Origin of the sequence: Bradyrhizobium sp. sGM-13 (assembly GCF_018398875.1) — a bacterium.
Lineage (GTDB): Bacteria > Pseudomonadota > Alphaproteobacteria > Rhizobiales > Xanthobacteraceae > Bradyrhizobium.
On the sequence record NZ_JAGWDK010000014.1, the window covers coordinates 1 to 16,605 of the forward strand.

Annotated in this window: 26 protein-coding genes; 15 read left to right on the forward strand and 11 right to left on the reverse strand. The window is 63.1% G+C overall.

Features of this window, described 5'->3' with window-relative positions; genetic code table 11:
- Positions 1–679: 679 nt before the first annotated feature.
- Positions 680–919: a hypothetical protein gene (locus tag KJQ96_RS21510; RefSeq protein WP_213288542.1), complete on the forward strand. Its 240-nt coding sequence runs from the start codon at positions 680–682 to the stop codon at positions 917–919.
- Between the two features lie 19 nt (positions 920–938).
- Here the strand turns inward: KJQ96_RS21510 and KJQ96_RS21515 are convergent, their stop codons facing one another.
- The gene (locus KJQ96_RS21515) at positions 939–1,370 is read right to left on the reverse strand and encodes a hypothetical protein (RefSeq protein WP_213288543.1); all 432 of its coding nucleotides are present in this window, start codon (positions 1,368–1,370) and stop codon (positions 939–941) included.
- A 153-nt stretch (positions 1,371–1,523) separates the two neighbouring features.
- Between KJQ96_RS21515 and KJQ96_RS21520 the strand changes: the two genes are divergently transcribed.
- A complete protein-coding gene (locus KJQ96_RS21520; protein WP_213288544.1) occupies positions 1,524–2,312 on the forward strand; it encodes an SDR family NAD(P)-dependent oxidoreductase in 789 nt (262 codons plus the stop codon).
- A 93-nt stretch (positions 2,313–2,405) separates the two neighbouring features.
- On the opposite strand, the gene KJQ96_RS21525 is transcribed toward KJQ96_RS21520, so the two are convergent.
- Positions 2,406–2,564 (reverse strand): hypothetical protein, encoded by a 159-nt coding sequence (locus tag KJQ96_RS21525; protein ID WP_213288545.1) that lies wholly within the window; start codon positions 2,562–2,564, stop codon positions 2,406–2,408.
- Between the two features lie 9 nt (positions 2,565–2,573).
- Positions 2,574–2,807 carry a DUF6894 family protein gene (locus KJQ96_RS21530; protein WP_213288546.1) on the reverse strand — a complete coding sequence of 78 codons (234 nt, stop codon included), beginning with the start codon at positions 2,805–2,807 and terminating at the stop codon, positions 2,574–2,576.
- Between the two features lie 252 nt (positions 2,808–3,059).
- Between KJQ96_RS21530 and KJQ96_RS21535 the strand changes: the two genes are divergently transcribed.
- The gene (locus KJQ96_RS21535) at positions 3,060–3,245 is read left to right on the forward strand and encodes a hypothetical protein (protein WP_028346367.1); all 186 of its coding nucleotides are present in this window, start codon (positions 3,060–3,062) and stop codon (positions 3,243–3,245) included.
- Between the two features lie 57 nt (positions 3,246–3,302).
- Here the strand turns inward: KJQ96_RS21535 and KJQ96_RS21540 are convergent, their stop codons facing one another.
- The 3 genes from KJQ96_RS21540 to KJQ96_RS21550 form a co-directional block, all read right to left on the reverse strand.
- A complete protein-coding gene (locus KJQ96_RS21540; protein ID WP_213288547.1) occupies positions 3,303–4,388 on the reverse strand; it encodes a hypothetical protein in 1,086 nt (361 codons plus the stop codon).
- Between the two features lie 315 nt (positions 4,389–4,703).
- Positions 4,704–4,859 (reverse strand): hypothetical protein, encoded by a 156-nt coding sequence (locus KJQ96_RS21545; RefSeq protein WP_213288548.1) that lies wholly within the window; start codon positions 4,857–4,859, stop codon positions 4,704–4,706.
- 9 nt (positions 4,860–4,868) lie between these two features.
- Complete coding sequence (locus KJQ96_RS21550; protein ID WP_028346366.1) at positions 4,869–5,102, reverse strand: DUF6894 family protein; 234 nt, start codon at positions 5,100–5,102, stop codon at positions 4,869–4,871.
- A gap of 324 nt (positions 5,103–5,426) precedes the next feature.
- Here KJQ96_RS21550 and KJQ96_RS21555 point away from each other — a divergent pair, with 324 nt between their 5' ends.
- The 4 genes from KJQ96_RS21555 to KJQ96_RS21570 all read left to right on the forward strand — a co-directional run bounded on the left by KJQ96_RS21555 (position 5,427) and on the right by KJQ96_RS21570 (position 7,412).
- On the forward strand, positions 5,427–5,771 hold the full coding sequence (locus tag KJQ96_RS21555) for a hypothetical protein (protein WP_213288549.1): 345 nt from the start codon (positions 5,427–5,429) through the stop codon (positions 5,769–5,771).
- A 243-nt stretch (positions 5,772–6,014) separates the two neighbouring features.
- A complete protein-coding gene (locus tag KJQ96_RS21560; RefSeq protein WP_213288550.1) occupies positions 6,015–6,605 on the forward strand; it encodes an NADPH-dependent FMN reductase in 591 nt (196 codons plus the stop codon).
- A gap of 160 nt (positions 6,606–6,765) precedes the next feature.
- Positions 6,766–7,116, forward strand: a complete 351-nt coding sequence (locus KJQ96_RS21565) for a hypothetical protein (RefSeq protein ID WP_249734334.1) — start codon at positions 6,766–6,768, stop codon at positions 7,114–7,116.
- A 116-nt stretch (positions 7,117–7,232) separates the two neighbouring features.
- Positions 7,233–7,412, forward strand: coding sequence for a hypothetical protein (locus KJQ96_RS21570; RefSeq protein WP_028346363.1), 180 nt, complete (start codon positions 7,233–7,235; stop codon positions 7,410–7,412).
- A 71-nt stretch (positions 7,413–7,483) separates the two neighbouring features.
- Here KJQ96_RS21570 and KJQ96_RS21575 read toward each other — a convergent pair whose 3' ends face one another.
- A complete protein-coding gene (locus tag KJQ96_RS21575; RefSeq protein ID WP_213288551.1) occupies positions 7,484–7,636 on the reverse strand; it encodes a hypothetical protein in 153 nt (50 codons plus the stop codon).
- Between KJQ96_RS21575 and KJQ96_RS40315 the strand changes: the two genes are divergently transcribed.
- Positions 7,629–8,012: a hypothetical protein gene (locus KJQ96_RS40315; protein ID WP_249734338.1), complete on the forward strand. Its 384-nt coding sequence runs from the start codon at positions 7,629–7,631 to the stop codon at positions 8,010–8,012. The genes KJQ96_RS21575 and KJQ96_RS40315 overlap by 8 nt on opposite strands.
- Before the next feature lie 18 nt (positions 8,013–8,030).
- On the opposite strand, the gene KJQ96_RS21585 is transcribed toward KJQ96_RS40315, so the two are convergent.
- Entirely contained in the window at positions 8,031–8,939 is a 909-nt protein-coding gene (locus tag KJQ96_RS21585) for a ketopantoate reductase family protein (RefSeq protein WP_213288552.1), read from the reverse strand.
- A 459-nt stretch (positions 8,940–9,398) separates the two neighbouring features.
- Between KJQ96_RS21585 and KJQ96_RS21590 the strand changes: the two genes are divergently transcribed.
- Entirely contained in the window at positions 9,399–9,755 is a 357-nt protein-coding gene (locus tag KJQ96_RS21590) for a septal ring lytic transglycosylase RlpA family protein (protein ID WP_309142448.1), read from the forward strand.
- A gap of 3 nt (positions 9,756–9,758) precedes the next feature.
- On the opposite strand, the gene pdxY is transcribed toward KJQ96_RS21590, so the two are convergent.
- Positions 9,759–10,607, reverse strand: coding sequence for a pyridoxal kinase PdxY (pdxY, locus tag KJQ96_RS21595; protein WP_213288554.1), 849 nt, complete (start codon positions 10,605–10,607; stop codon positions 9,759–9,761).
- 111 nt (positions 10,608–10,718) lie between these two features.
- Between pdxY and KJQ96_RS21600 the strand changes: the two genes are divergently transcribed.
- Entirely contained in the window at positions 10,719–10,988 is a 270-nt protein-coding gene (locus tag KJQ96_RS21600; protein WP_213288555.1) for a DUF2312 domain-containing protein, read from the forward strand.
- A 336-nt stretch (positions 10,989–11,324) separates the two neighbouring features.
- On the forward strand, positions 11,325–11,594 hold the full coding sequence (locus KJQ96_RS21605; protein WP_213288556.1) for a hypothetical protein: 270 nt from the start codon (positions 11,325–11,327) through the stop codon (positions 11,592–11,594).
- A gap of 271 nt (positions 11,595–11,865) precedes the next feature.
- On the opposite strand, the gene KJQ96_RS21610 is transcribed toward KJQ96_RS21605, so the two are convergent.
- A complete protein-coding gene (locus tag KJQ96_RS21610) occupies positions 11,866–12,240 on the reverse strand; it encodes a tRNA-binding protein (RefSeq protein WP_213288557.1) in 375 nt (124 codons plus the stop codon).
- Between the two features lie 268 nt (positions 12,241–12,508).
- On the opposite strand from KJQ96_RS21610, the gene KJQ96_RS21615 reads away from it, so the two are divergent.
- Positions 12,509–13,222, forward strand: a complete 714-nt coding sequence (locus KJQ96_RS21615; protein ID WP_213288695.1) for an ROK family protein — start codon at positions 12,509–12,511, stop codon at positions 13,220–13,222.
- A gap of 38 nt (positions 13,223–13,260) precedes the next feature.
- On the opposite strand, the gene KJQ96_RS21620 is transcribed toward KJQ96_RS21615, so the two are convergent.
- Entirely contained in the window at positions 13,261–13,494 is a 234-nt protein-coding gene (locus KJQ96_RS21620) for a hypothetical protein (RefSeq protein WP_213288558.1), read from the reverse strand.
- A gap of 302 nt (positions 13,495–13,796) precedes the next feature.
- On the opposite strand from KJQ96_RS21620, the gene KJQ96_RS21625 reads away from it, so the two are divergent.
- The 3 genes from KJQ96_RS21625 to KJQ96_RS21635 all read left to right on the forward strand — a co-directional run bounded on the left by KJQ96_RS21625 (position 13,797) and on the right by KJQ96_RS21635 (position 16,542).
- Positions 13,797–14,795, forward strand: coding sequence for a tripartite tricarboxylate transporter substrate binding protein (locus KJQ96_RS21625; protein WP_213288559.1), 999 nt, complete (start codon positions 13,797–13,799; stop codon positions 14,793–14,795).
- Positions 14,796–14,990: 195 nt separating this feature from the next.
- Positions 14,991–16,043: an SH3 domain-containing protein gene (locus KJQ96_RS21630; protein ID WP_213288560.1), complete on the forward strand. Its 1,053-nt coding sequence runs from the start codon at positions 14,991–14,993 to the stop codon at positions 16,041–16,043.
- Between the two features lie 238 nt (positions 16,044–16,281).
- Positions 16,282–16,542 (forward strand): PepSY domain-containing protein, encoded by a 261-nt coding sequence (locus KJQ96_RS21635; RefSeq protein WP_213288561.1) that lies wholly within the window; start codon positions 16,282–16,284, stop codon positions 16,540–16,542.
- Positions 16,543–16,605 lie beyond the last annotated feature (63 nt).

Consider the following 16,605-nt stretch of genomic DNA (forward strand, 5'->3'; position numbering starts at 1 on the left):
CGCATCTCACCGCACGTTCGTGACGATCGCGAGCCGCCCCTCCATCGGGTGAGACAGCGGAGTTATGCGACTGATTTGCCCCTCGCGTTAAGCGAAATATTTTTGTTTCCGGGCCTTGACGTCATTTCTGAAAATCAGAAGTGATTTGCCCCGCGGCGGATTGCACTGGAGGTCCGGCTCGTCCAGTCACCGGCTCAGCACTCAGCGCGTTTCCTCTTCCGCGTTCTTCGATGCGGATTTTGGCTGCGGCGCCTTTGAACCCATTTCCTGACAGGGCAGTTGCGTCCATGAGCCGTCGGCCGCCTGCTGATAGGCATGGCAGGAGGCGGAAGCGGGTGCTTCGTTCGTCCTTGCCGGTTGGGAATTCGTGTTGGAGTTCGTGTTAGAGTTCCTGGCGAGCGTCGGCGCTGCCAAAGTGAGGAGGGCGGCCGCCGAACCGAAGAAGATCGCTTGCCCTAACCGCATGGGAAATTCTCCTGTGTCGAAAACGATGTGTTCTTCCTAAAAAGGATTGTGGAATTTTTTGGGAATGCTGATGGACGTACCGGCACTTGCTTAACGTTTTGCAAACGAAGGCCGCCGACGCGCTGCAGCGCAAGGCGAATTCTGTTCTCGCGGTGTGGAACCAGCTTCTTCAGCCGTGCGTTGGCTTGGCATCATGCCGAGAGGCACGACCTCCATGCGTCGGGAAAAATCACTCTTCAATGCGCTGCTCACCCATTTTCTGATGGGCGTGGCGCTTGGACTAACGCTGGTTCTGTTGCTCGGCCTCATCGATGCCTTCCATGTCAGAGACCACGTCGCCAAGAGCGGCGCACCTGTTCAGACCACGGTGATGCTGGTGACAACCTACGGGCTAATGTTCGGCATCGGCGCAGCGCTGACCGGTTTGGTGTTGACGCTGGAAGACGAGGGCTGAGGTCGGACGGACCGCCCGATCAGCGGCGCAGGCGGGCGATCGTGCCGGCGGTGATCTGCATGGCGACGCCGACCACCCATCCGGCCATGATCATCCAGATCCATGCCAAATGCGGATCGTGGCGCAGCACGATTAGGCCGACGCAGGCGAACGCCGAGAACGCCGCGAGGAAGGTCCCGATCGAGCTTAGCAGGTCCGGCGTGTCCACTCTGTCGACCCAGGCGTCATCGGGAGGCCGGTCGTTCGATGCGGTGGAGCGCAGCGGCGTATCGATTCCGAGGTAAAAGCCGATAGCGCCGCCGACCATCATCAGCAGCAGGAACGCCTGATTGGTGAGTGCAGCGTGGCTCGTCCCAACCAGTGCGGCCACAAACAGCCCGCTCGCGGCGCCGGCCATGGCAAGCCCGAGGCGTTCCAGGACGTGGGCGACTTTTCGAACGCCGGTTTGCATGACGGTGAGCCCGCCGGTTAGGGAAGGAAGCTTAGGACGGTTTCCGATAAGGTGGAAGCAACTTAGCGGTGCAGGTAGTGCGCCGAATTGATACGGCGCAAGAAGTGTCGGCCTGTAGAATTGGCTGTGACAGTTTCGATGGGAGACGCGAACATGAGCCTGTTGGGTACGCCATTCGACCCCGCGCGCGAGGCAGCGCTCGTCACCGGCGCGGGCAACGGGATCGGCCGCGCAATTGCGCAGGCGCTGGTGGGCGAGGGCGTCCGCACGGTGTTTGCCGATGTAAATCGGGACACGGTCACGGCGGCAGCGAAAGCGTCGCCGCGGCCGGAACTGGCGCTGCCCTGGGTTGGGGATCTCGCCGATCCCGCGGCGCGCGAGGCGCTGCTGGCTGAAGCCGCGTCTGCCGTCGGCCGCGTGACGCATTTCGTGCACAGCGCCTCGCCGCCGCGGCGCGAAGCCGATCATGCGCTCGGCGTCACCACAGAGATTTGGGCGCAGATGCATGCGGTGAATCTCGACGCCGGATTCCACCTCTGCCGCGAACTGGCGCGCAAGCTGATCGCCGACAAAACGCCCGGCTCGTTCCTGCTGCTGACCTCACTGCATGCCGGCACGCCGCGCAACCTGCCGCATTACTCGACGGCGAAGGCGGGGCTTTCGATGCTGGTGAAGGAATTGGCCAAGACGTTCGGCCGCTTCAACATTCGCGTTAACGCTTTGGTGCCGGGCGCGATTGCAGCCGGCGGCTTCGTCGCCGATCCGGCGCTCGCAAGACACATTCCGCTCGGCCGGCTCGGCGAGGCCGAAGACCTTGCGCCGCTGGCGCTGGCGGTGCTGTCGAACCGGATATCGGCCTATGTCACGGGCGCGGCAATCGCGATCGACGGCGGGCTGTCGCTGACGAACTGGTTCGAGCCGCCGGAGCTGGGGGATTTGTAGGCGCTTGTAGGATGGGTGGAGCGAAGCGATACCCATCACCTTTGCGGCCCGAATGATGGGTTTCGCTTTCGCTCAACCCACCCTACGAGACTATCAGATAGCGCCGCCTTGATGCTTCTCGTACCATTTCGGGCCGGGGCCGCGCATGTAGTGCAGCTCGGGGCGATAGCGATTGCGGGCAGGGTCGAGCAGAACCAGCAATCGCGCGGCGACCTGGTTCAGGTATCGAAGAAGCGCTTGCATGGCCAGCATGGCGACCTCTCAATGCGGCTCGCCGAGCACGGACGAAAACGGCAGGGCGAAGATTTCGACGTCGAGATCGTCGCTCGCATGCAGCGTCCAGTCGCGCCAGTCTTCCGGGCACTGCGCCGTAATCAGCGACTGCACGACGCGGGCGGCGTGGTCACGCGCTTCGGCCAGATTCCCGACGGCAAGGCCACGCTGATCGATACGTACGCCGTCGGAATTAGAGCAGTGGAAATAGACTAGTGCCATGTCCGACTCCCGCGATTGCGATTCACGCTGAAGAAAATATCAGGCGGAAGACCGGCTTGATATTCGGGGAGATTGCGGGGCGGGATATTACGGGGACGAGCGGCCTCGAGTGGAACCGCGCGATCCCTAGACTTGTCCTAAAATTATCTACTGCGGCAAGAGGAACGAGATTTTCGCTTCGGCCGTTTTGACGAGGACGCCGCGACATTCGAATCGCTGCGGCGAGGACGGATGCAACCCCGGGAGAGCAACATGATGTCGGAAATGCAGATCCACACGATTGCACGTCAGATGATGGAGAAGCACGGCCTCACCGCGATCGCACAAGCCGCACACAACGCACAGGCTTGCGAGAGCAGCGGCGACATTGAGGAAGCCAAGGAATGGCGTCATATCGAAGACGCCATGAAGCTGATGCGAGGCCCGCATCAGAGCTAACGGATTTGTCTCGGATGCGGCGCGGCACAGCGCGCAGCATCCGGAACACGCAGTTACTTACCGCAGCGGCATCGGCGGGCGGACCACCGGCTCGCCGTCATCAGCCATCGATTGCTGCGGCGGTGCCGGCGGCAGCGGCGCGGGGGCGGCGGCTGCCGGCGGAGGGGGGACATAGGCGGCTTGGGCCGGTGGGTAGTAAGCCGGCTTCGGCTTCCGGACAGGCGCGACAGGCGCATTCGCGGATCGGGGTGGCGGCGGCGCGGCTGTTACCCTCGGGCGAAAATTCTGTTCGGGCCGGACCTCAGCAGCCCTCGCTTCCGAAGCTTTCATTTCGGCAGCCTTGGCCAATTCCCGCGCCATTTGCGCTTGGCCTGCCTTGAGCTGCGCGATGGTGGCTTTGAGTTCTTCAACCTGCTGGCCCATCGCGGCGAGATCTTGTGCCATCGACTGCAACTGAGCCGATTCCGCGGAGGGAGCTGCCGCGGCCGTAGCTGTGGGTTCGGGCTGAGTCGGTGCTGCCGTTGCCGCCGGCTCCGCTGCGGCCTGATCGGTTGCGGCGGCGGGAGCGGCCGGCGCGCTCGGTTCCTCGGCCACGGCGGGCTTGGCCGCCGAAGGCAAGGCTGCCAGCACGAAGGGTGGCGCCCATTCGGCAGCCATCGCCTTGGCCTGATCGCCATAATGCTGCCAGGCGGCGGCAGCAATGGCGCCGACCAAGGCCAACAGCGCCATCACCACGCGCTTCGTCCATTTGGCTATTGGCTGCTCGCCGGCGGGCTTCAGGCCATCCAGCTTGATCTCCTCGCCCGGTCTGATGTTGTTGACCTGGACATCACGCATCTGGACATCCCGCATGTCGGTGGTGCGAAACGTCGGTTCGACCTGCGGGGTTGGCGCACTGATCGAAATCGCGGGCGCGACGTGAACCTGCGGCTTGGCCGCGGCTTGCACTTGCGGCTTGGCCGCGACTTCAGCTTGCGGCGTGACATGAACCTGTGGCGCTACCGGTTGGACTTGCGGCGCTATGGGAGGGGCGGCCGGATCGTGGGCCAGCGGCGGCGCCTTGTGGGCGTGTGCGGCCAGCACCGATTCGATCGCAAAAACGTCGTGCGGATCAGCCTCTTTCAAAGTTGGCGTGGATTGCATTGGCGGTCCCTTGCTCAGTCCAATGTTACCCGGATCGGGGCGGCAAGCATGCTCTGCTGCGTGGAAAACCTCTGCCCTGGCCACCACACGGCCAGCGAGGTTTGACCAAAGCAAGGCGAGAGCGTGGAGAGGTTAGGGCCGCGGCTCCCGCCGCCGCGCTGGAACCCGGGCGCAGCGATTACACCTGCAGGCGGCCGGGCACGGGCGCGGAGCCTGTCATCACTACGCGAGCGCTACTGCGCTCGTCGCGGGCCGCCGCGCTACGCGCAGACCCGTTGGCGCTCCCCATTATGCGGGGCTCATGACGCAGTGAGGCTAGAGGACGGCGCCGGTAGCGCGAGGCGGATGCCGGGCGTGCCACTTTGGGCCGGGGCCGCGCATGTAATGCCGCTCGGGACGATAGGGGTCGCAGGCGCGCTCGATCAGGTGGTGCCACCGTGCCATGATCGCGTCCAGGCGGCGGAGCAACATGGCAACCTCTCAGTGCGGCTTGCCGAGGACGAAGGCGAAGGGCAGAACGAATATCTCTTCGTCGAAATCGTCGCTGACATGCACGACCCAGTCGCGCCAGTCTTCCGCGTCCCGCCCCATGATGAGCGATCGAACGATGCAGGCGGCGCGGTCGCGCGCCTCGGCGAGGTCGCTCACCGCTTCGCCGGATCGATCGAGCCGGACTTCCCGGGAGTTTGAGCAGTGGAAATAGACCTGGGTCATGTCGGGCCTCCTGTTGCAGGCGATCTGTACTGTTGGTCGCAGGCTAGCCGGACAAGGTTCTGGTACTCTGTGATGCGCCTCACAGTCGTCGCTTAAGATTTTATTAAGACTGTAGTGGTCAAACTTTAGGCATGGAATCGCAGCGGAACCGGACCTCCCGAGCCGGCAGTTGCAAGAGAGGGCCGGCGGCGTAACGCCCGTCGGCCTTTTCTCTTTGCGACCCGCAGCAAATCGTCACTGATATTCACGGCGCTGTGAATTCGCCGCCGGAACCAGCATCTTATCCTGCTCGTTCGCTCTTCATGTTCACATGGAGAATGAGCGATGACAAAACTCACACTGCTCGGCGCGGCCGCCATCCTTGCGATGGGGCTCGCGACGCCTGCGCTCTCGCAGGAAGCCACCCAGGAGCCCGGCATGGTCGGGTTCTCCCACCCGAACTCCGACTACTTGCTCGGCGGATACGGCGTGCGAACGCCGAGCCGCTATGACTATAGCTACTACTACGGGCCTCGCGCCTATTACGGCCCGCGCGTGTATCATCGCCCGGCCTATATCGGCGGACCGGTTGGCTTGGCTGCCGGCGTAGCGGTCGGAACGGCGGCCGCGATCGCGGGTGCACCGTACGTTGATTCATATGCCTATTATGGTGGGCCCGGCTATTGGTAGAGCCGGACTAGCAACTGCAAAGAAGCGGCCGCAAGGCCGCTTTTTGTTGGCTGCTTGAACCTTCAGCGGGTGGCTGCGGCATAGGACGACAGTAGCGCAAGGAAGATGATCGTGCTCAGCACGGTTCGCGCTGAGGACGAGCTCGATCGCCTTGCCAAAGCCATCGAGGCGGCTCAGGCCTTGCATGAGAGTGGCGCGCATGGTTCCAGTGTCATCATCCAATGTCCTGAGGGTTGAGGTCTCATGAGCAACCGTATTCTCGTCCTTTACGGCTCCTACCGTTCCGACCGCATGGGCATTCGTCTCGCGCAGTTCGTTGTCGAGGGGTTTCGCGCGCGCGGCGATGATGTCGAGTTGATTGACGCCAAGGCGATCGGCCTGCCGATGCTGGACCGGATGTACAAGGAATATCCGAAAGGCGGTGCGCCCGCGGCGCTCGAAGAACTTGCGGGAAAGATCCGCAGCGCCGACGGCTTTGTGTTGGTGACCGGCGAATATAATTGGGGCATGCAGCCGGGGCTGAAAAATCTCACCGACCATTTTCTGGAAGAATGGTTCTGGCGGCCGGCGGCGATTGCGAGCTATTCGGCCGGCCGCTTCTCCGGCGCACGCGCCGCGCTCGCTTGGCACGGCACGCTTTCGGAAATGGGCATGGTGGTGATTTCGAGTTCGGTCGCGGTCGGGCCGATCGGGCAGACACTGAGTGAAGACGGCAAGCCGATCGGAGAGGGCGGCAAGGCGCTGGCTCACGCGTTTCCGCGCTTCGCCGATGATCTCGTATGGTGGATGGAGGCGGCACGGGCGCAGCGGGAGCGCAAGAAGCCGCCATATTGAGGGGCATATCTCCCATGCCCCGAACGGAGCGCAATGTTGGCGAAAACGCACCCACTTTTCGCCACGGCTGGACAGCAGATTGCGAATTGCCTGCCATCTTCCGCCTCTCTTGAGCTGCCGCAGGCAGCTCGTCCATTTGCTTCATGCACGGGTAGAATTGATGTCGCCAACGAAAGCGCGCTGCGGCCTGCTTGTTCTTGTGTTGATGGCCGCGCTCTCCGGCCCGGCTGTCGCGCAGAATCTCGATCAGGGCAAACCGGCGTCAAAGCTGTTTGCCGAAGGTTGCGCGTCCTGCCATCGCAGCCCGCGTGGGCTCGCCAAGGGCCGCTTTCACCTCACGCTTTATTTGTTTTTGCAGAAGCACTATTCCACCGGCGCGAGCTCGGCCTGGGCGCTGACGTCCTATCTGGAATCCATCGATAGCGAAAAGCGCGCCGCGGCGAAGCCGCAGGCAGCGTCAGCCAAGTCGCGATCATCGATGCGTCCGCCGGCGCCGGTGCCGACGCGATAGGCCGCGTCGCCATCGCTTGCTCACGGCAACGCTGCGAAATCTCCCCGACGCGGCCATCTTTTCGACTTTTGCCGGCATAGCATCATGAGCATGTGTGGTGGCGGGGAGTAATGACGATGGTAGTGGCTGAACTTCAGACCAAGGTGGAGAAGTACGAGAGCCGGGCCGGCAAGTGCGAAGCAAAGGCCAAGGAGGCCACGGACAAGGCGCAGCAGGCCTTCTACGAAGGGCTGGCCGGCTACTACGCGAGCCTGGCCACCGATTTTCGCAAGATTCTCGAGAAGCGAACCGCGTAGGCGTCACCATCGGCGGATTACGCCTTCGGCCAATCCGCCGATCTACGCTCTACGAAATGGCATACGCGTATTCACGCGCCGCCGATGGCGCGGGTGATCGTTCCACCGCCGCCGCAATTGAGGCAGGGAGAGCCGTTGATGCGGCCCTTGCCATGACATTCGGGGCAGATGTCGTCGCCGGTGCCGGGCGTTCCACGGGGTGCTTCATCGCCGGGATTGAGCATTGAATTTGCCGCCTGCATCTGGGCGTTCGAGCGCGATTTTGTGCTTTTCGAATTTGGCGCCTTGTTCCGCATGGTGCGTGCCTCCTTGAGAGCTTTGCGACAACGCCGTTGCGGGGAGGAGGTTGCGAAGGATGCGCAACCTTCGCCGCTGCAAAAACGTTGCAACGACATGACGGAACACCCGACGATGCACCCCATGACGAGCTTCAACCCATCGGAGCCCGCCGTCCTGCACGACCTCGCAAGCGATCAGATCATCACCTGGATCGGCGACGAGGCCGACGACTTCCGCCGCTTCAGCCGCACGCGCGACGACGGCACGGTGGCGTGGCGGGAATATGTGTTCGACGGCTGGGGGAATGTGATGGGTGGGTGAGAGCGCGCTCGCTACTTGCTACGGCCGCTGCGATATCTCCTTGCCGCGTTCGGCGAGCTTCACCATCACCTGCAGCGCCTGATTGGTCGGCGTCGCGATGCCGAGTTCGGCGCCCTTGCGCACCACATGGCCGTTGAGGAAGTCGATCTCGCTGGGCTTGCCGCGGGCAAGATCCTGCGCGGTGGACGACATCTGGTTCGGCATCATGTTGGGGATGTTCAGGATATGCTCCATGAGGTCGTCTGATATCGAGACGCCGCAGGCGCGGGCGACGGATATCGCTTCCTGCACCGCGCTTCTGACGACATCCCGGGTGCCTGCGACGTCCAGCATCGGCCCGTAGGAAATGCTCGCCACCGCAGACAGCGCGTTGAAGGCGCAGTTGATGATCAGCTTGCTCCACAGCGTCCGGTCGATGTCGTCGGCGATCGTGATGCCGATGCCGGCGGCCTGAAGCATCTCGGCCAGCGCAGCGCTCGCGGCCGAGGGGCCGATGGCGAGATCGCCGCCGCCGTGATGCCTGACGTGGCCGGGGCCGGCCATCTCGCTGCCGACATAGACGACGACGGGAATGACGGCATGGCCGGTGACGGCAGAAAGACGCGGTGCGTTGTCGACGCCGTTCTGCAGGCTGAGCACGGATGTTTCCGGCCGCAGGTGTCCGGCGAGCGACCGGCCGGCCTGTTCGGTATCGGCCGACTTCACGCAGACCAGCACCAGATCGGGCGCGGCGAGGGTAGTCGTGTCGGTCGCGGCGCGGGCGGGCAGGTACTCCCTGAAACTCGTGGTGTCCAGCAGCAGGCCATGGGCATTGATGGCGTCGACGTGCGGCTGCCGGCCGATGAAGGTCACGTCATGCCCAGCTTTGAGTAGCAGTCCGCCATAGTAGCATCCGACTGCACCAGCACCGACGACTGCGACTTGCATGTTTCTCTCCACTCGGCTGAGTGGGATCGGGTAGCTGATCTGAGCCGATGCCGCAATTCTGGGGCTGACCTCTAATTCCTGTGACCCAATCACCACACTCGAACCGAATTGCGTCGAGGAGGCCGTGCCTGATCGCGTTCGGCCACGCTTCCGCCCGGATTCAGGCCCGCCATTGCCCCGTGTTGGTTTTCGGCTTGGGCTGGGGCGCGAGCGGGGGATTGCAACATGTCTTGCATTGGCTGCACCAGTACTTCGTGCGTCGACGTCAGAGCAGGCCGTACCCGATTTGAAGCGCCATCAATCACGGCCGCACGCGCAAGCAAATTCATACGGCTGCTTGCTGTCGCGTTGGGAACGGCATCGCTCGCGGCCTGCGCGCAGTCCTCGGTCGTTACCCAAAAATCCGAACTTCGCGCCAGCCGGCAGGCGTCGCTCGATCAGGATCGAACGACATCGTCCATGATGAAGCGGCGCGTGGCCGCCGTGAGAAAGCACACCCGGTCTGCGTCGCGCAGGGACGCAGGCGGCACCAAGACTGCCTCGCATGGGGTTGCCAGCTTCTACACCGAGGGAACGAAGACCGCGAGCGGCGAAAAGTTCAACACGATGGAAATGACCGCCGCCCATCCGACATTGCCGTTCGGCACCAAGTTGCGCGTGACAAACGTCGCGAGCGGCCAGTCGGTGACGGTGCGGGTCAATGACCGCGGTCCCTATGTTCGGGGGCGCATTGTCGACGTCTCCTATTCCGCAGCCGACGCGCTGGGAATGGTGGGGAAGGGCGTTGCCAAGGTCAAACTCGACGTCGTGCAGTAGCGGCTACCGGATAATCGCAATACACTCGAATTTGCGCCGCGGACGCGTCAGCAGTTCGGCGCTCTCGACGATGCGCATTTCCTCCATGCCGCTGGCCGCGGTGCGTTCCAGCACGGCGAAGATGGCGGAGGCGGCGTGGCTGAGCGCTTCCGGCGTGCCTGCGCCGCCGAGGCGGGCGGATACCAACAGCGCGGCAAAGAGATCGCCGGTGCCGTTCGGGCTGATGGCAAGTTTCGGCGTGCGCACGCGCCACGCCTTGGCGCGCTCGACAGCCAGCGTCTCGATCTCGCCTTCGGGTGTATCGGCCAGCTCGGCGCTGGTGACGACGATTGTCCCGCGCGCCATGAACGCGCGCGCTGCCTTTACCACCTGATCGGTCGTCGCGGCTTTCGTTCCGCACAGATATTCGAATTCGAAATGATTGGGCGTGATGAGATCGGCGAGCGCGCAGAGACGATCGCGCACCAGCGGCGGGATGTCGGCGTGGACGAACAGGCCGCGGTCGCGATCCCCGAGCACGGGATCGCAGCAATAGCGCAGCGCCGGATTCTTCGCCTTGGCGCGCGCGACAAACTCCGCGACCACCTTGGCGTTCTCGGCCGAGCCGAGATAGCCCGACAGAATCATCTGCGCGGCGTCGAGCGCACCGCGCTCCTCGATACCGCGCAGGAGATCGGCAACGAGATCTGCATCGAGCACGCGGCCGCGGATGGTCGGATAGCCCGGCCGGTTGGAAAGCAGCGTGGTCGGCACCGCCACGACGTCGATGCCATGCATCTGCATCGAAAACACCGCGGCGCTGTTGCCGACATGGCCGAAGGCGACCTGCGACTGAATCGAAATCACGTTCATGCGGATAAGTTCTGGGAAATGCCGAATTGCCGGGCGGGGAACCTGCCGAGGTTAACACATTGGTCATTTGTTTGCGGGCATTTTCACGATCCTATTCAACAAAGAGGCACCATGTCTGACATCACCATTCCCGGCGGGCGGATTCGTTCTTTCGTTGAGCGGATCGAGAACATCGACAGCGAATTGCAGGAGCTGAACGAGCAGAAGAAGGAAGTGCTTTCGGAGGCCAAGGGCGAAGGGTTTGACGTAAAGATCCTCAAAGAGATCATCAAGCTGCGCAAGCAGGACCAGGACGAGCGCGACGAGCGCGAAAGCCTGCTCGATCTCTACATGCGCGCCATGGAAACCGCGCCGCCGCAGAAGGAAGCGAAGGCGGCGTGATGCTGCCGGCACGTTTCTAAATACGCTCACTTTTTGTGTCATGGCCGGGCATAGCCGTCCAAAGGACGGCGTCGCTTGCGCTCGCCTATGGCCGGCTATGCACGTCTTTCTGCGTCATCGCGCAATAGCGTAGATGGCGGCCCCGCCAATTCATCGCGAGAGCGGCGGATTTTCCGGCTGCAACGCGGAAAATTCCAGCGAACCTTTGCGGCTGGTCGTGCGACCAACGGCCGGTTCCGCATTCTGTCCTGCATGTGTGCATTGCAACAATAGACTATTGCAGCGCAGCAAAATGACTATTAGGTCCGTATTTCAAGCTACCTATGGAGAATTGAAGTGAACAAGATTTCCCTGTCCATCGCTGCCGCTGCTCTGCTCGCGATCCCGGCTGCAACTGGCGCTGTCGCAGCCGAGTTGCCGGCCTATCAAAAGGCGGGCTTTCCGGTTTCGGCCGTGCAGGTTCAGGTGCTGGGCGCTGAAAGCGTCCAGGAAGCATCGCCGGACGCCACGTCGGCCACTCCGTTTCAGCTCAGCGTGCTGACGCCGCGGGGCAAGATCACGACCGCACAAGGCCGGACCGACACCACCGGTCGCGCTATTCGCTGAGCGCAGCCGTTTGATCGGCGCTTGAGCTGGGCCGAGTGAGCGCCTTGCCGAAGTTTCAAAAGCCCGCGATATCCTCGCGGGCTTTTTTTCGTGATGAGCGCGCTCTCCGCAGCGGGCAAACAGGAAGCAAACGTGTTGTTAAGAATTCGCCCGCGCTGATTTGTACGATTCCGATTCGTTCTTTGCGAACAAAATGGAGTCGGATGGAGAACAAGACTGTGGTGCTGCTTCTTTCTCTGCTGACGCTGACACTATCTCATCCGATTCTATTTCATCGGTAAGTGCCCGCGTAACCCGCGGCATCAAAAGATCGGCTCGCCGATCGCAACCTCACTGCGCGGCCCAGCACGATCACATTGCCGTCCGCATCCTTCGCGCCGAGGATCAGGAGTTCGGACGTAAAACCCGCGATGTTCTTCGCACCGAGATTGCAGACGCATACGACCAGCGAGCCGAGCAGGGCAGCCGGCTCATAGTTCGTGATTTGCGCGCTCGACCACATGATCCGCTCAGCGCCGACATCGACGCCGACCTTGTAAGACGGATTGCGCGCGCGGGGAAACGGTTGCACGTCCACGACCTTGCCGATCCGGATATCGAGGCGGGCGAAGTCGTCGTAGGTGGCTTGGGGTTTTAGCGGGGACATGGCGTCGGTCTCGGTTGGTAGGTTGGATTTCAGAGAATAGCGAGTAGGACGGGTTAGCCAACGGATCGAGCACGGCATCGGTGCCACGCAAGCACGAAGCAAACGCGTTGTTAAGAATTGGCCCGCGCTGATTTGCACGATTCCGATTCGTTCCTTGCGAACAAAATAGAGTCGGACGGAGAACAAAGATGTGGTGCTGCTTGTCTCTCTGCTTCAGGTGAGCATCGGCTGGCGTTATGATCGTCCGACAGCGCAGGGCGCGAAATTCATGGCGAAGAAAACGGGCAAGCGGGCGTCGCGACATACGGTCCTCGTGATCGATATCGGTGGTTCGCGCGTGAAGGTCATGACCAGCACGGAGCGAATCAGGCGCGCGTTTGCGTCCGGTCCTGATCTTTCCGCGAAAGTAATGGTGAGGAAGGTCAAGGCGCTGACAAAGGACTGGTCCTATGACGTCATCGCGCTCGGATATCCGGGACCTGTGGTCAACAACCGGCCCTTGTCGGAGCCTCACAATCTCGGTCTCGGGTGGGCCGGTTTCAATTTCGAAAAGGCCTTCGGCCGCCCGACTAAGGTCGTCAACGATGCGCTGATGCAGGCGATCGGCAGCTACCAGGGCGGCCGGATGCTGTTCTTAGGGCTCGGAACGGGTCTCGGCTCCGCGATGATAGTAGATGGCATTCTGGAACCGATGGAGCTCGCTCACCTGCCTTACCGCAATGGCAAGACGTTCGAGCAATGCGTCGGCGCCGCAGCCCTTAAGCGCATTGGCAGGAAGAAATGGCAACGCGCGGTCGATGACGTCCTGAAGCGTCTGCTCGCGGCACTGGAGCCGGATTACGTCATACTGGGCGGCGGAAACGCCGACAAGATGGACAAGCTGCCGCGCAAGGTCCGGCTCGGCGCCAACACCAACGCGTTCGAGGGCGGATTTCGGCTGTGGAAGAAGGGGGTGGTCAAACCGCGCGGCGCTCGCCGATAGAGGATGCCGTCCTGACGGCGCCAGTGAGTAGGGGCGGGCTATTGACGATCAGGGTCCGGTCGTTCGGTCGATTGCTCGACCTCTTGCTCCCAAGCGCCCTCAAACGGCCGGGACACTGCCGCCGCCTGGTTGCCTCGAATATCGGATGGCCGCGTGATCCTGCGCTCGTAGTGGGAGGCCAGTTGCAGCAGCCGCCGCTTGACCAACGGGTCAGCTTGCTCGGCGAGGGCCCTGACTGTCCTTGCCCTTTCCCTGCAAAACTCGTCGTCCATATCCGTCCCCGGAACTCGAGCACCATGGGAGAAACTGTAGGGTAGGTGGTTTGAACCGCGTATGGGCCAGATCACAGATCCGTATCGAATGCCCCGGGTGAGTGGGCTGCGCCATCTTCGGGGGCCCTTTTGTTGCAGTGAGCGGGTTCCCAGCATCGCGGACAGCACGTAAGCTGTGTCAGCCGAACGCGCCCCACCGCTCGTCAGAGATCATCGCGGAACGCCGATCGAAGACGGAGCGAAGGAGAAGAGGACAGCGAAAAGCTGCGAAGCGGCGCACAGTCTTGGAGGGGAGGCCACCGATGCTGCCATCCGTGAACCGCCGTCGCGCGCTCGCGCTCGTTAGCTCTTTCGTTGCCGCGCCGTGGCTTATGCCGCGTATGGGCCGCGCCGCAGAGGCCTGGCCGATCCGGCCCGTAAAATATGTAAACGGCTTTCCGGCGGGCGGCGCCACCGACACGCTCTCGCGCCTGCTCTGCCAGAAGATGAGCGATCTGTCCGGCCAGTCCTTCGTGGTCGAGAACAAGGCCGGCGCCGGCGGCGTGCTGGGCGCGGACGCGATCGCAAAGGCGCCGGCGGACGGCTACACGGTCGGGCTTGGCGGTATCGCCTCCAACGTGCTCGCGATCGGCAGCTACGCAAAACTCCCATATCGCCCGCGCGAGGATTTCACCTTCATCTCCGGCATGTGGCAATTGCCGAACATCCTGAGCGCGAAGAAGGACCTGTTCTCGGCGGACCTGAAGGAATTGCTCGCGGCGTTCAAGAAGGAGCCGGGCAAATACACCTACGCCTCCGCGGGCTTCGGCACCACGCTGCATCTCTCCGGTGAGATGTTGAACAGTATGGCCGGTGTCCAGCTCCGCCACGTGCCCTATCGCGGCGCAGCTCCAGCGCTGAACGACCTGCTCGGCGGCAATGTCGATCTGTTGTTCGACAACCTGCCGGGCTCGCTCCCGAGCGTGCGCTCCGGCGCGATCCGCCCCGTGGCGGTCACCGCGAAGAAGCGGATCGCGGAGCTTCCCGACGTGCCCGCGTTCGCCGAATTGTTGCCCGGCTACGAGATGACTTCATGGACCGCCTTGATCGGTCCCGCCAACATGCCGCCCGATCTCGTCGCGCAGATCAACGCGCTCACCGCAAAGGCCCTGAACGATCCCTGGCTCAAACAGCGCTACGCGGACTTAGGGGCCACTACGTGGCCGACCACGCCGCAGGAAATCACGGCTTATCGTGATAGCGAGGAAGCGCGACTGTTGCCGATCATGAAGGCGGCGGGAATTAAGCCGGAAGGTGGGTAAGGAGATGCTCGTGGTCTCCGAGGCTCGCCTGCCGAGATCACCCCGAGAGTTTGCGCAGAGCCCATAACGAACGAGCGATGGGCGAGAGCGCCGCGTCTCGCGCTTGCGAGATACCTGCATCCTTCGGCTAACGCGACCCTGCTCAGGGAACACCTGTTTCGCCGCGGCGTTCCTGCTCGTGAGGAGGAATTCGCCATGAAGTTTAGAGCATTGTTCATTGCAGCAGCCGTGCTGCTGATGCCGACCGCCGCATTGGCGGCGCCGGGCATCGTTACCACCACGGTCAGCCTGAAGGCCGGGCCCGGTGAAGGTTTTCCGACTGTTGACCGCATTCCCGGCGGCACCCGGGTCAACATCCACGGATGCTTCAGAGGCAAGGCCTGGTGCGATGTGAGCTGGTCGGATGATCGTGGCTGGGTGTCGTCGCGGTATCTGCAATATCTCTACCGCAACCGCTACGTCTATCTGCCCGACTATGTCGACGAGATCGACGTTCCTATCGTGCCGTTCGTGCTGACCACGTACTGGTCGAGCCACTATGCGGGACGTCCCTGGTATCACCGCCGCGCCCACTGGAGCGGCTACTGGCGATCGCATGAGGGTGTCGCGACGCGGTTGACGATCGACCGCTCGGCGGCCCGGATCGGCCGCGCGGCGGTCGCGCGCGATGCTGCGCTCCCCGAGGCAAGGACGCGTGCAAATGCGCCTATCGGTGTCGAGGAGAGGTCGCGCGCCCGTGTCGAGGAACGGACGCGCGCCGGTGTGACGGAGCGGAGCCGCGCCGGCGTGACGGAGCGCGTGACGCGGGAGAGGGACATCACGACGCGTGGCGCACGCGAAGAGCGCGAACGCGCGGTGGTGCAGGACCGCATGACGCGCGAAAACGCGCGGACGGCGCGAGAGAGCGCGCGGATGACGCGTGAGAACGCAAGAGCGACGGTGCGCGAGCAGCCGACTACTCGCACCCGCCCGCAGGCGCCGCCGATCATGGCGCGCGGCCATGACGAACCGCGTGCGGCTGCGCCGCGGATGGAGCGTGCCACGCCCCGCATGACGCAGCCCGATGCGGCGCGACGTGGTGGAGGCCCGCCGAACGTACGCGCGCAGCAGACGCCGTCCCCGGCTGCCCCGCGTGCAGCAGCGCCCGCAACGCCGCAGGGCGGCGGCGCGCAGATCGCACCGCGCGGTGGCGGTGGCGGTGGCGGTGGACCGGGCGGTGGCGGAGGCCCCGGCCAGGACAGGCGCTAATGAACGAAAAGCCCGGCCTTGAGCCGGGCTTTTCTTTTGTTCGACGATCGGCCGGACAACGCTTGGGTACCACGCTGCTCATGCGTGTATGGCGAGTTAGTTAGCGAGCGGGAACCGCCGCGAAATCGCCTCAACTGCCGAAATTTCATGCTGTTCCGCGATCTCTGGTGTCGGAACACAGTACCTTGCCGCTCGTTCTAACTGGCGTAACAGCTCAACGCGCTCGACAGGAGTGTCCATGCGAAATGTCATTCTTCCAATTGTCACTGCCCTAGCGCTTGGTGCAGCGACACCTGCCGTCGCCTTCGATTCCGGTGACCAGATTTCGATGGAGACCGCGCTCGACGTCGCGACCGGTCTCGGCGTCATGACGGTGTCCTATACCCAGTTCCAAGGCGATCAGTGGGAGATCAAAGGCCGCGACCGCGCGGGCCGCTGGATGGAAGTCTATGTCGACTCGCGAACCGGTGAGGTGCGCCATCTCAATCGCGGATGGTAGTTGCGTTCTCACCGGCGAGTAACAAGCAGCCTGCATGAGCCAACCGGGTTGCTCGTCCGGCTC